Source organism: Mycobacterium sp. 852014-50255_SCH5639931 (genome assembly GCF_001665605.1).
GTDB classification, from domain to species: Bacteria; Actinomycetota; Actinomycetes; order Mycobacteriales; family Mycobacteriaceae; genus Mycobacterium; species Mycobacterium paraffinicum.
Map to the genome: position 1 here is coordinate 155,027 of NZ_LZSV01000011.1, position 12,881 is coordinate 167,907.

At 65.3% G+C, this 12,881-nt stretch carries 12 protein-coding genes and 1 pseudogene; 9 read left to right on the forward strand and 4 right to left on the reverse strand.

Going from position 1 to position 12,881, the window contains the following annotated elements; translation table 11 throughout:
- Positions 1-81: 81 nt before the first annotated feature.
- Positions 82-309 carry a hypothetical protein gene (locus A5758_RS06295; RefSeq protein ID WP_067738317.1) on the reverse strand — a complete coding sequence of 76 codons (228 nt, stop codon included), beginning with the start codon at positions 307-309 and terminating at the stop codon, positions 82-84.
- Between the two features lie 81 nt (positions 310-390).
- Complete coding sequence (locus tag A5758_RS06300; RefSeq protein ID WP_067738322.1) at positions 391-633, reverse strand: hypothetical protein; 243 nt, start codon at positions 631-633, stop codon at positions 391-393.
- 222 nt (positions 634-855) lie between these two features.
- Between A5758_RS06300 and A5758_RS06305 the strand changes: the two genes are divergently transcribed.
- Entirely contained in the window at positions 856-2,292 is a 1,437-nt protein-coding gene (locus A5758_RS06305) for a CCA tRNA nucleotidyltransferase (RefSeq protein ID WP_067737852.1), read from the forward strand.
- A gap of 24 nt (positions 2,293-2,316) precedes the next feature.
- Positions 2,317-2,826 carry a pullulanase gene (locus A5758_RS06310; RefSeq protein WP_067737855.1) on the forward strand — a complete coding sequence of 170 codons (510 nt, stop codon included), beginning with the start codon at positions 2,317-2,319 and terminating at the stop codon, positions 2,824-2,826.
- A gap of 96 nt (positions 2,827-2,922) precedes the next feature.
- Here A5758_RS06310 and A5758_RS06315 read toward each other — a convergent pair whose 3' ends face one another.
- Positions 2,923-4,686: a serine/threonine-protein kinase PknH/PknJ gene (locus A5758_RS06315; protein WP_067737858.1), complete on the reverse strand. Its 1,764-nt coding sequence runs from the start codon at positions 4,684-4,686 to the stop codon at positions 2,923-2,925.
- 457 nt (positions 4,687-5,143) lie between these two features.
- On the opposite strand from A5758_RS06315, the gene A5758_RS06320 reads away from it, so the two are divergent.
- The 3 genes and pseudogenes from A5758_RS06320 to A5758_RS06325 all read left to right on the forward strand — a co-directional run bounded on the left by A5758_RS06320 (position 5,144) and on the right by A5758_RS06325 (position 7,101).
- Positions 5,144-5,473 carry a DUF2563 family protein gene (locus A5758_RS06320; protein ID WP_067210002.1) on the forward strand — a complete coding sequence of 110 codons (330 nt, stop codon included), beginning with the start codon at positions 5,144-5,146 and terminating at the stop codon, positions 5,471-5,473.
- 150 nt (positions 5,474-5,623) lie between these two features.
- A pseudogene (locus A5758_RS26480) lies at positions 5,624-6,173 on the forward strand (hypothetical protein).
- Between the two features lie 526 nt (positions 6,174-6,699).
- Positions 6,700-7,101: a hypothetical protein gene (locus A5758_RS06325; protein ID WP_369816388.1), complete on the forward strand. Its 402-nt coding sequence runs from the start codon at positions 6,700-6,702 to the stop codon at positions 7,099-7,101.
- Between the two features lie 295 nt (positions 7,102-7,396).
- Here the strand turns inward: A5758_RS06325 and A5758_RS26485 are convergent, their stop codons facing one another.
- Entirely contained in the window at positions 7,397-7,729 is a 333-nt protein-coding gene (locus A5758_RS26485; RefSeq protein ID WP_156622516.1) for a hypothetical protein, read from the reverse strand.
- A gap of 960 nt (positions 7,730-8,689) precedes the next feature.
- Here A5758_RS26485 and A5758_RS26490 point away from each other — a divergent pair.
- From A5758_RS26490 to eccB, 4 genes are all read left to right on the forward strand, one after another.
- Entirely contained in the window at positions 8,690-9,289 is a 600-nt protein-coding gene (locus A5758_RS26490; protein ID WP_082939602.1) for a DUF5631 domain-containing protein, read from the forward strand.
- Between the two features lie 136 nt (positions 9,290-9,425).
- Positions 9,426-10,364, forward strand: coding sequence for a hypothetical protein (locus tag A5758_RS06335; RefSeq protein WP_369816389.1), 939 nt, complete (start codon positions 9,426-9,428; stop codon positions 10,362-10,364).
- A gap of 113 nt (positions 10,365-10,477) precedes the next feature.
- Positions 10,478-11,389 carry a transglycosylase gene (locus A5758_RS06340; protein WP_369816391.1) on the forward strand — a complete coding sequence of 304 codons (912 nt, stop codon included), beginning with the start codon at positions 10,478-10,480 and terminating at the stop codon, positions 11,387-11,389.
- Positions 11,390-11,391: 2 nt separating this feature from the next.
- Complete coding sequence (gene eccB, locus A5758_RS06345) at positions 11,392-12,879, forward strand: type VII secretion protein EccB (protein WP_067737864.1); 1,488 nt, start codon at positions 11,392-11,394, stop codon at positions 12,877-12,879.
- The last annotated feature ends 2 nt before the right edge of the window (positions 12,880-12,881 follow it).

A 12,881-nucleotide genomic window follows, 5' to 3' on the forward strand; every position in this document is an offset into this window, starting at 1 on the left:
TAGTAGCTGGCACGGCATAGTCTCCCAGGACATACTCGCCGCTAGCGGGGCGCGCGATGGCTCAGGATCGAGTGTGTCTGGTCAGATCGGGCCGGTTGCTGCGGCGATAACAAAAGCGGGAATGAAGATCACGAGGGAGACCGGCCCGGACAGGCTGCCGATCATCATTCCGCGCCCGATCTGACCACATCTGCCCGGTGCCCGCGCGAGGAGGGCGCTGATGCCGACGTATGCCAGCGTTACCGGGAGAACGACAAATACGAAGGGCCACATCGGCAAAACAAAAAGCCAGGTAACGAAATCCACCACGAAGACGTGGACTATGGCCACGGCGAAAGTCAGCGGCCCATAGCGATTGACTAGAGGTTGGTCTGTCATCATCGGTGACCTTCAGCGCAGGACCAGATAAGCGAAAGCCGTTCCGCCCGCGAGCACGACGGCCGAACAGCCCAAGATGCTGATGCCAAGACCACGATTACGTGGTGACGTCGACCTCAGGAACGTGGCGCCGATAAGCAGCGACACCAAAGTCGTCAGGACGGTGGAGGTCAGCATCCAAGCGCGTTCACCGGCGTACGCACTATCCGTGTCGAACGGCCACTTACCCAGTAGCCACATCGCGACGAGCAGCATCGCCAGTATCAGTTGAACGACAAAGGGTGCCGACCACGTAGCCGTGCGCCAAGCGCGGGCGTCGAAGAAGTTCACTCGCTCAGAGGTCGACATGCTGTTGCCTTCGGATCCTTCCCGTGGCGCGTGACGCTACTACCGAGCGTGGGCCGGTCAATTCACCTTGGGCGCGTGCGAGGCTCCTCACACGGGCTTTTCGGCCTCGGCCGACTACGCTGATCGAACGTGTCCGAAGCCGATGTCGAGCTGCTTGCCGCCGCCGCGGTCGCCCTGAATCAACACGCGCCCATGTTGCGCGAGCTGGGCTCGGCTTTCGACGCCGCGGGCCACGAGTTGTACCTCGTCGGCGGCTCGGTGCGAGATGCCGTGCTGGGCAGGCTCAGTCCCGACTTGGACTTCACCACTGATGCCCGCCCCGAGCAGGTTCAAGAGATCCTGCGGCGATGGGCGGATAACTTGTGGGACACCGGCATCGACTTCGGCACCGTCGGTGTCGGCAAGGGCGAACATCGGTTGGAAATCACCACGTTCCGCGCCGACGCCTACGACCGGATCTCGCGGAAACCCGCAGTGCAGTACGGCGAACGACTCGAAGACGACTTGGTGCGCCGCGATTTCACGGCCAACGCGATGGCCGTGCGCATCACGCCCGACGGGCCGGGTGAATTCCTCGATCCCCTCCGCGGTTTGGCGGCGCTGCGCGAGCGGGTGCTCGACACCCCCGCGGCCCCGTCGGTGTCCTTCGGCGACGACCCGCTGCGGATGCTGCGCGCGGCGCGGTTCGTTTCGCAGCTCGGTTTCGCCGTCGCCCCGCGGGTGCGCGAGGCGATCGAGGAGATGGCCCCCGAGCTGGCCCGGATCAGCGCCGAGCGGGTGGCCGCCGAGCTGGACAAGTTGCTTCTCGGTGATGACCCGGTCTCCGGCATCGACCTGCTGGTGCAGACCGGCATGGGTGAGGTGGTGCTGCCCGAGGTCGGCGGGATGCAGATGGCCATCGACGAACACCACCAGCACAAGGACGTCTACCAGCATTCGCTGACGGTGCTGCGGCAGGCGATCGCCCTGGAGGATGACGGACCGGATCTGGTGCTGCGCTGGGCGGCGCTGCTGCATGACATCGGCAAGCCGGCCACCAGGCGGCACGAAGCCAATGGCGGCGTGAGCTTCCACCACCACGAGGTGGTCGGCGCCAAGATGGCCCGAAAGCGGTTGCGGGCGTTGAAGTATTCCAAGCAGATGGTCGACGACGTCTCGCAGCTGGTGTATCTGCACCTGCGGTTCCACGGGTACGGCGAAGGGAAGTGGACCGACTCCGCGGTGCGCCGCTACGTCACGGATGCCGGGCCGCTGTTGCCGCGGCTGCACAAGCTGGTGCGCGCCGACTGCACAACCCGCAATAAACGCCGGGCCGCCCGGCTGCAGGCCAGCTATGACCGGCTGGAGGCGCGGATCGTTGAGCTGGCCGCCCAAGAGGATCTGGCCCGCGTGCGTCCCGATCTAGATGGCAACCAGATCATGAAGCTGCTCGACATCCCGGCGGGCCCGCAGGTCGGCGAGGCGTGGCACTTCCTGAAAGAGCTGCGATTGGAGCGCGGGCCGTTGACGGCCGATGAGGCGACCGCGGAACTGCTGACTTGGTGGCAATCGCGCGGGAACCCATAGCGGTGATCTCGCGTCCCATCTTTCGTGGACTACTGCATGGCTGGCGACGACGGCACGGCGGATATGTGGCACCGGGACCTCGACCTTGACCTGGACGGCGACGGCCGGCTCGATGCTCTCGGGCTGGATTTCGACGGTGATGGATTGCACGACGATGCACTCGCGGATCTCGATGGTGACGGCATCGCCGATCACGCGGTGCTCGACCTCGACAACGACGGCACTCCCGAGGCGTACTTCACCGACGACGGGTCCGGGACCTGGGGGGTGCCTACGGACCAGGGGCGGCAGCTCCGGTGGTTCGGGCTTGATGGCGTCGAGCACACCGGCGGACCGCTGGTCGATTTCGACGGCCACGGCCGCGCCGACGATCAGCTCTTCGATATTGACGGCGACGGAGTGGCCGACAGGGTGCTGTGCGCCGATGAGGGCGGCGTCACCGGATACGTCGACACCGATGGCGATGGCAAGTGGAATGTCCGGCTGAGTGATAGCGATGGGGACGGCTTGGCTGACGGTGCAAATGCGTTGTGACGCGTGCACACTCTTCTCCGAATCGAGGAGCTGCACCGCGCATCCATCGCCGTCTGCTATTGGTTGCCTCGGACACCGAGACATAGGTGCGGTCGGTTAACCCGGAATCTTGCCCAGGCTGTAGTCGGTGACGTCGAGCACAGCTCGCTGGCCCCTGTCGGTGTTTATGAGTCCGACGTTGACGTCAATCAGCACGTTGTTTTTGGCGGCTATCGCGCGGTCAAGGCGCGCTCGAAGCAAAGGCCCCTGCGCCGTCGCCACCAGAGTGGTAATCCCGTCCTCGACGATGTCGGGGACGCCCATAGCCGTCTTAACGGGCTTAGACCCGGGCGCATGCCCGAACACGGTCATGGTCGAGCCCCCGCACCGGCGCCAGATCGACAATGAATTCGCGAGCTGTTGCTGGGCTGCTGCGGGGTCGCGAAAGGTTAGGACTACTTCGCCCACCATCTGGAGGGGGGGTCCGTCGCGGGGCTCGTTGATGACCAATGAGTAGTAGCCAGTGACGTCCCGCATGTCGTATGAATTGTGAGCCCCGCCCCCGAGAATCGGGCGGCACTCCTCGGGGTCTACGTCGCCAGAAGTTTGGCTGGGCTGGAATGTGGGCGGTTCGGCTAACAAGTTCTGGATACCGACGAAGTTTTTTACATCATCCAGGGGTGGTAACAACCGGGGCAAGTCCGCTGGCTTAACCATGGGCGGTGGAGATGGCGTCGGTGAGGTCACAGTCGTTGGAGGAGCAAGGGTTGTATCGATGATCGATTTGCCGGGCGGCCCTTGGTGGGAGGTCAAGATTGCCGCGGTGAGTGCACCGCCTACGGCCAATATTAGGGCCGCGACTGTAGCCGGTATTCGTCGGCGGGACTTTGGTCCTGCCGGCGCGAAGTTTGGCTGGCCGTTAACGGGAGGTGAGGCGAGTTCGGTCGGCGGGCCGCTCGGATGCTGGTGCCACCACCGCGAGTCAGGTGGGGTGCCAGAGGAAATACCATATGGCTCAAGGCGCGGCGGAGTGCGCCCCGCGGTGACGCATCCCTCCAGGGCCGCAGCGGCGGCATGAGCGAGCTCGCGCGCTGAGGTGAACCGGTGCGCCGGGTCCTTGGCCATGGCGGTGGCGATCACGCCGTCCATAGCCGTCGACAGCCCGGGGAGCCTATCGGTGATCTTTGGGGGTGGCCAATGCAAATGTGCTGCGATCACCGCCACGGCACCACCTCCGGCCGCAAACGGCACTTCGCCTGTGAGAAGTCGAAACAGTGTGCATCCCAAGGAGTACAGATCGGCTCGGCCATCGAAAGACTGCCCGGCAAGAACCTCCGGCGCCGCATAGGACAAGGTGGCCAAGACCGAACCGGTTGCAGTCAGACCGGCATCATCAAGCGCACGGGCGATTCCGAAATCTCCTAGGAGCACTCGCTGATCGGCCCCAGCTTGCCCTGACAACAAAAAATTTGCCGGCTTGATATCGCGGTGCACAACGCCACGTTGGTGCGCATAATCGACTGCCTTGGCGATCTCGCCGATTACGTATACCGCCTGCGCTGCGGGCATGGGCGCGGCTCGCAGCGCGTCTTCAGCATTAACACCGTCTACGTACTGCATTGCGATCCACAGCTGGCCCTCCCACTGACCACGCTGATGAATCGAAACGATGTTGGGATGATCCAGCGCTGCGGCGACATCGGCCTCTCGGATAAACCGCTTCCGGAAATCGGGATCGCGTGACAACTCCGCTGCGAGCACCTTCAAGGCTTCGCTGCGAGGCAAGTCCGGATTACGCGCCAGATAGACGGTTCCCATCCCCCCGGCACCCAACACCCGCTCAATGCGGTACCCAGCAAAGACCGAACCCACGCTCAGCATGACGGCAACCGGCTACCCGCGACTAGTCGCAAAAATCGCGCCCCACACGTACGCCGCAATGACCAACCCCTAAGAACAGCAATGACAATTAACGATAACCAGGCTCGAGATTGGCCGCGGCAGGAATTGCTGTTATAGAGCCGGACGCGCCCTTCGGCGGCGTCCGGCGGACTACCAGCGTCTTTCCCGAAGCACTCGGAAAGGCCAAGACCGCCTGAGGGTCACCGCTTGGGATTGCTGAGACGGGGATACAGACAGTGCCGGCAAGATGGGATGCCCGGCAGGGCGGTTCACCGTGAAGATCCCAAGGGCCGCGCCGAACGCGCTGCAAGGTCGCTGTGGGGTTACGGCGTGAATTGACCACTGTCGCCGACCTATTTAGCCTGGTCAGTAGTGGCGTGCCATGCGAATGGCTATGCAGCGCTTCTTGCCGCGGGCAATCGAGAGAGGGGTGGCGATGTTCGTCGACACAGCGCTATTGCACTCCGGAGGCAACGATTCGCATCGTGCCGGTGGGCATGCGCAAGAGGGAGCCGACCAGCTCGCGCGGGGACCGCTGGGGTCGGGGATGTTCGGTGACTTCGCCGCGGCCGATTCGTTCCATTCGGCGATCACCGCCGCGCATGCGCAGCATGTGCAGACCCTGCAGGGTCACCAGCAGACCCTGACCGATGTCGGCGCGAAGGCTCATCACGCGGCCAAGGGTTTCACCAGCATGGACGAGAACAACGCCGGTGACATGCAGGCGGTGCGGCCGGGGGCGGGTACTTCGACGCCGCGGGTCTGAACCCTTCAGCCTTGTCGGCTCTGGCCGCGGGGACGGGTGTTACTACACGGGGATCGTTTTGAAACGGTTTCTGTTGGTGTTGATCTGCGGTGCGCGTGGATAATTCAACGGAATGGCGCCTACGGGCTGAGGCACTGCGGGGAGGGCGGCATGGGGGACCTGCCTCCAAACTTCGGTGGCGAACCGCCAAGTGCCCCCCGGTCAGTGGCAGCCCGCCTACCCACCCCAATCTTTGACGCGTCCACGGACATGGCCGGCGATTGCACTGGCATCAATCGCCGTTCTGCTGGGCGCTGTTGCTCTAGTTGTGGCGGCTACACGGTCTACACATAACTCCACGCCGAGCTCACCGACCACGTCAGCGGCGCCGACCTATACGGCCGCGGAGTCGGCTGCCGCGCACAAAAAGTTGTGCGACTCGTATCGGCTCGCAGCTCGTGCCGTTCAAATTGAAACCAACGGCACCAGCCCAGAGCGTGCAGGGATCGCGGAGGTCAACGGGGCGATGATATTGAAAGACGCCGTTGATGCGTCTCCTGCCATAACGCCAAGCGATCGGGCCGCCGCGGTTGCGTTGGCTCGTGCCTATAGCAACCTCGCGGCTGTGGCGAGCCTGAACGACAACTCGCAGTGGCAGCCAGCGCTGAATGATGCAAATGCCAAAGACGCAGCAATGAAGAAGGTCTGCGGTGGGTCTTGACCTGCCACCCGCCACGTGGACGCAGGCGCTAATCGGACCTGGGTGGCCAGCGCCGCCAGCGGGTCTGAGGGACGCTGCTCAGTATCGGAAGCAGGCATGCGGACAGCAGGAGCAGTACGCGCAGGATTTGCGCAATCAGCGGACTGTGCTGACGGCACACAATCAGGGACGCCGCGGGTCTGAACATTCGAGCCTGCAGGTACCCGTGGCAACAGCCGCGTCGCACTTCAGTGGGTCGGCGAAGTCGCTTCTGACCGCGTCTCGGTAACGATGTTCGATCTGTATGTCCACCTGCGGTGATTTGTCCGCGTTCGCATCTCCTGTTCCACTAGTAAAGGGGATGTATCGGTGCCAATCTGGCAACCGTTGTTGAATGCAAGGAGGGCGCATGGGGGAGGACCTCACTCCTAACTTCGGCGGGCGACCGATTGAGGGCCCGCCCCTAGGGCATTGGGCACCGGCCTATCAGACGCAACCCGTGCGCCGCCCGAGCATGTGGCCAGCCATTGCCGTCGCGGGGTTAGCCATGGCAGTGGCGCTTACTGCACTGATCGTGGTGCTTACCCGGCCGACGGCCTCGGCCCCGGCAACTACGCCACCTACCTACGCTTCGAGCGACGTCTCGACGGCCCAACGGGAATTGTGTGACACGTATGACCTGGCAGCGCGCTCGGTTCGGGCCGAAACTAACGGGACTGACAGAGCCCTGGCCCGCATCGCGCTTTCCAACGCCGCCGGCATGCTTGACACCGCTGCTGCTGCGCCAGCCCTCGACGCCAAACCCCGAGACGCAGCGCATGCGCTCGCGGTGGCGTACCGCAATGCGAACGCGCTCGCCAGCGTTGCCACCGATGAACAGTATCGGGCGGCAGTCGATGACATAAACGCTAAAGATGCTGCGATGAAAAAGGTATGCGGTGGGGGTTGATCTGCCACCCGGGAGGTGGACATTCCCACTCGTCGGGCCTTGGTGGCCGGATCCACCGACGTTTCTGCGTACTGCCGCTGAATATTGGAAACAAGCGTGTGTCCAGCAGCAGCAATATTCACAGAGTCTTCGCAATCAGCGGAGTACCTTGACGGCACACAACCAGGGCCGGACGGCAGAGGACCTCAGTGCTCGCTATTACCAGGGTGAACAATTTCACTTGGATCTGGCCGAGAAATATCGAGATAAGGCTACCGCTTTAAATGCGTGTGCTGATCAAATTGATGCCCTGCGATCAAGGTTGGCGCAGGTAGCAGCTGAGGGAAACCAAGAAATTGATCGAATACTCGCCTCTAAGGAACCAGAACCTGCGAAATTGGCCGAAATACAAGCTGTCCAGGCCACCTGCAACGCGAAGGCGGAAGTCGCATCCGACTGCGCTGTAAACAGCATGCTGACTGCTACGCAGCCGATGCTGGTGAATGAAGGTATCCATGGCGATGCCCGAGCCTGGGCGCAGGAGAGAGGATCCGGCATTGGTGAGGTTCCGCGGCCCCAGACGATCAGCAAGGACGACCTGAATCCGGCCGTTGGTGGTGCCGGCGGTCCCGGCGGCGCCAGCAGTCATCAAGGTGTAGTTGGAGGGGCCCAGGGACCCGGCGTAGAGGGGCCTACACCAGCGTTGGCGGGAACTTCGGGTGGTCCGAGTGGTGGTGGAAGCGGTGGGGCTGCCAATGGTGCCGCAGCGCAGGCGCTGCCGCCCACGTCCACGGGGCTCGCTGGGGGCCCCGGGACGGGACCCGTATCACCGGGTGGGCTCTCACACGGTGGCACCGCCTCTCCGGCCCTTCCGTCCAACGCGCAGTTCCCAGGCGCAGGTGGATCAACAATGCCCGGGATGTCGTCGATGAATGCGCCGATGTCACCCGCGGCTCCGGGGCAGGGCATGTCGCCCGGATTAGGCCAATCGTTCGCGAGCGGAATGGCGACGGGGCAATCGGCGGGCGCGGGTCCCCAAGCGCTGTCAACAAACGCTATGAATGCTATGGAGGGTGGGTCACCGCCGGCTGGCCAAACGCCTGCTCCGGCTCCTCCGCCTGTAGCGCCAAGCGTTCCGACTGCCGGGTCATTCCTTGGGGCTAATGCGCCGGTGGACACACCACCGGCACCGGCGGATGCGGCGGCCCCGGGCAGTGGCGGCGCTACCCCGGTAGCGCCTGCGGTGGTGACCGGGGGCTCGTGGTCGGCGCCGGCCGTACCCAGCGCCAGCGGCCCTGCTGGCCCGCTACCCGCTTATGGCTCTGACCTGCGGCCTCCGGTGGCGGCGCCTCCGACCATGCCCTCAGGCCCTGTGGGACCGGTATCTGGCGCTGCGGTCGCGCCTTCGCCGGGTTCATCCCCTTCGGCCGGTGGACCGCTGGTTTCTCCGGTGGAACGGGCTGCGCAGGGAGCCGCGCCTGGGCAGGCGGGGACTGGCGCCTCGACGATGGCGGGCGCCTCCTCGGCCTCCGCGGCAACCGGGGCGACAGCCGGCGCCACGTCCAGTAGGGCGGTCGAAGAGCAACGGCTGCAACGGATTGTCGATGCGGTGGCCCGCCAGGAGCCGCGGCTGTCCTGGGCCGCCGGTCTACGGGACGACGGCACCACCACTCTGCTGGTCACGGATCTCGCCGGCGGATGGATTCCCCCACACGTCCGACTACCCGCCTACGTCACTTTGCTTGAACCGTCGACACGACGCCGTGATGCCAGCGCGGTTGAATTGCTAGGAGCCGTCGTCGTCGCAGCGGCGCACCATCCGAATGCCTACGTTGGCGAGCCTGGCACTGAGGAGCCGCCGCTGACGGGCGATCGCCTAGCGCGCTCCGCTGCGCCCCACGTGGATGAACTTGGGCCGACCCTCGTAGAGGCTGTGCGACGTCGCGATGGCCTACCGCGAATCGCCCAGGCCGTTGCCGCGCCGGCGGTGCGAAAAACGGGTGTCCTTGAGAACGAGGATCAACTTCTGCGCGAATGCATCGCGGATATCCAACACACGGTGCTGAACACCTACCCGCACCACGACCTTGCGGTGGTCGTGGATTGGATGCTTCTTGCGGCTATCGAGGCGCTAATCGACGAGCATGAATTTCTTGCGAATTACCACATGGCTTGGTTCGAAGTCAGCACCGGCCAGGGCGGCCCTTAGAGGGCGTTGGCCCTGGTCAGTGTTGTTTCGTTATTGCGAGGCGCAAAGGTGACTACTACGCAGGACGTCTTGTGAGAAAATTGAGTCCACCGCGGTCAGCGCCGTGGTGTCGCGAGAAGCGGAGCGGGGTGGATCTGTGACGACGATGCGATCAAATCCGTTGGTTTATGGATACTTGGCAGACGCGCCGGCGGATCTGCCGCCAGTCGCGCCACCGCTAGGCGCCCCGCCCGACACGTCGCCCGCGGGTGGCCCAGCTACTCAAACGGCGATAGCCGCTGCCAACGCCGGTGTGCCGAAAGACGCCGCAGACGCCGCAGCCGCGGAGGCAGACCGCCGGGCCCACGCCGCCGACGCGGCCGCGAAATTCCCTGCGAACGAAGCTGAATCACAGCAACAGATGCAGAACGTCGGTCAGCAAGCCCCGCAGATGATGCAGCAGATGCTGCAAAGCATCACCGGCGCCCTCGGCGGCGCGGTCGGCGGCATCATGCAGCCGCTGACGCAGCTGCCACAGCAAGCGATGCAGGCGGGCCAAAGCGCTATCCAGCCGCTGATGAGCGCGGTTCAGGGGGCCCACGGAGCCGGGCTTGCCAGCGACGCGCATCTTGTCGACAGCGTCGGCCCAGGTTCCGGAGCCGGGGCCGGCGGTGGCTCGGGCGGCGGTGGCTCGGGCCTGGGCGGCGGCGGGGGCACCACCCCGGCCAGCTCGCTGGGTCCGCCACCGGTGCCGACATCCTCCCCGCCGACGACCCCGGCCGGGGCGGCGAAGGCGGCCATGATGCCCCCGGTCAGTGGCGCGCCGACCACGGGGGGTCAGACCGGCATGGGCGGTATGGGCATGATGCCGCCCGGCGCGATGGGCGCCCACGGTGACGGCGGCAATAAGGAGAAGTCCCCGGAGAAGCGCATCTCGGCCCCGGGCGTGCCCAACGGCCAGCCGGTCAAGGGGCGCCTGACGATGCCGCCGAGCCCGCCGGGGCCAAAGCCCGGTGAGGACAAACCTACGGTCGTCACCAACCGGCCGAACCGACGGATCGTGATCATGCCGACCGAGGACGAGGCAAAGGAATAAGGGCACCGCAAGCCATTCCCACTCCACCGGAAGGTGAGTGGTCGGTACACGCAGCCGGCAGTAGGGTCGCTACGTAATCACTCGTTATTGACAGCGGAACTGCCTATTCGTGCATGCTATTGAGTACGAATTTTCGCGGCCAGGGTGTGGGAAAAAGGGGAATCAGGGTGGGGCAGTCGTTGACTGATCCGCTGACGAGGCAGGCGGTGACGGCGCTATCCCGCGGCCATGGCCTGTTCGCCGGCGAGACCATCGCCGCCCCGGTCGGCAGCGGGCAGGAACACCCCGAGGTCAGAACCGACGGTCTTCCGGCCGCCGCGGCCAAAGGCTCGATGAACGCGCTGAATGAACTGCGCCAGTCGACCGAAACCGACCGCGCGCTGGCACGCATCATGGCGACGGCGCGGGACGACCACGCGCAGGCAAGGACGGCCACCAGGGCGGTCTTGGAAGACGCGAAGGCCGACGCCACGCCGGCCGATACCCCGATGGCGCGGCGCGAGGCAATGGCGCGGATGGCGGCGAGGCTGCGCACCCAGCACCGGCACATCCTGAACTCGCGCCGGCGGGCACGGCTCCTGGCGCTTCGAATAAGGCGGCTGCGCTACCGACAAAGGCGGGCGGCGATGCGAGGCGACCAGGGCAACGGGCGGGCGGCGGTCTTGGCGGCGATTCGCAAAGCCTTGGATATCAAGGGCATTCACGACCCCGCCGCGCGAGCACGCTGGGAGCGCGGCATGGATCTGGTGGCTCGCCGCGAATCCAACTACAACGCAAACGCCGTCAACGACTGGGACTCCAACGCGGCGCGCGGCACCCCGAGCAAGGGCGCCTGGCAGTTCATCGGGCCGACATTCGCCGCCTATCACCAGCCGGGAACGTCACGCGACATCCACAATCTGGTGGCGCAGGCGTGCGCGTTCATCAACTACGCGATGGGCCGCTACCACGTCGCCGCGGACGCGTCGAATTTGGCCGATCGGATTCAGCAGGCCGATCCGCGCCGATCACCTAAGGGGTATTGAGCATGCCGCTGAGTTTGTCGAACCGCGACCAGAACTCGGGTCACCTGTTCTACAACCGACGGCTGCGCGCGGCGACCACCCGGTTCTCGGTGCGGATGAAGCATGACGACCGCAAGCAGACCGCCGCGCTGGTGTTGTCGATCTTGTTGGTGGCCATCGCCGCCGGTTGGATGATGCTGCTGAATGTCCTGAAACCGACTGGCGCAGTGGGTGAATCGGCAATCATCGGCGACCGCGATTCCGGCGCGATCTACGCCCGCATCGACGGCCGGCTTTATCCCGCCCTGAACTTGACGTCCGCCCGGCTGGCCACCGGAACGGCGAACCCACCGACGTGGGTGAAGCGCAGCGAGATCGCGAAGTATCCGACCGGGCCACTCATCGGTATCCCGGGTGCGCCGGCGGCGATGCCGGTGAATCGCGGCGCGATTTCGGCCTGGGCCGTGTGCGATACGGCCGGGCGCCCGCGCAGCGGGGAGAAGCCGGTCGTCACGTCAATCGAGGGCACGCTCGACGGCGGCGGCCGCGCGACCCCGCTGGCCGACGATGCGGGAGTCCTCGTGACGTTCGAGGGCAACACGTATGTGATCTGGGGCGGCAAACGCTCGCAGGTCGATCCGGCCAGCAGGGCGATCACCCTCAGCCTGGGCCTGGACCCCGGAGTGACGTCGCCAGTGGAGATTTCGCGCGCGCTCTACGACGGACTCCCCGCAACCGAGCCGCTGCGCGTCCCGGACGTGCCGCAGGCGGGCGCGCCGTCGACGTGGGTCTCGGGGTCGCAGGTGGGCGCGGTGTTACAGGCCCAAACCGCCGGTGGTGGCAAGCAGTTCTACGTGCTCCTGCCCGACGGGGTGCAGAAGATCACCAGCTTCGTCGCCGATCTGCTCCGCAGCGCGAACTCCTATGGGTCGACGGCACCCCGCGTGGTAACCCCCGACGTGCTGGTCAACATCCCCCAGGTGAACTCGCTGGCCGTGGATTACTACCCGACGAAGCGGCTGAATTTCGTTGACACGGCGGCGAATCCGACCACTTGCGTCGGCTGGGAGAAGGGCTCCACGGATCCGCAGGCCCGCGTCGTCATCTACAACGGTCGGGGCCTGCCGGTGTACTCGTACCTGGACGACCGGATCGTGCACCTGGTGCGCGACGACCGCGACCCGGCATCGGTGGTCGCCAACCAGGTGCTGGTGCTGCCGGGGGCGGCCAACTTCGTCACCTCGACCAGCGGGGTCATCACGTCCGATTCCCGCGAGTCGTTGTTCTGGGTGTCCGACAACGGCGTGCGGTTCGGCATCGCCGCCAACGACGACACGATGCGCGCGCTCGGGCTCGATCCGGCCTCGGCGGTTCAGGCGCCGTGGCCGTTGCTGCGCACTTTCGCTGCGGGCCCGGCGTTGTCGCGGGAAGCGGCGCTCGTGGCGCGTGACACGGTGCCGGCGCTGGGAAGGGCGGCCGTGGTGACGACATCAGCGAAGGCGGGAGGCTAGGG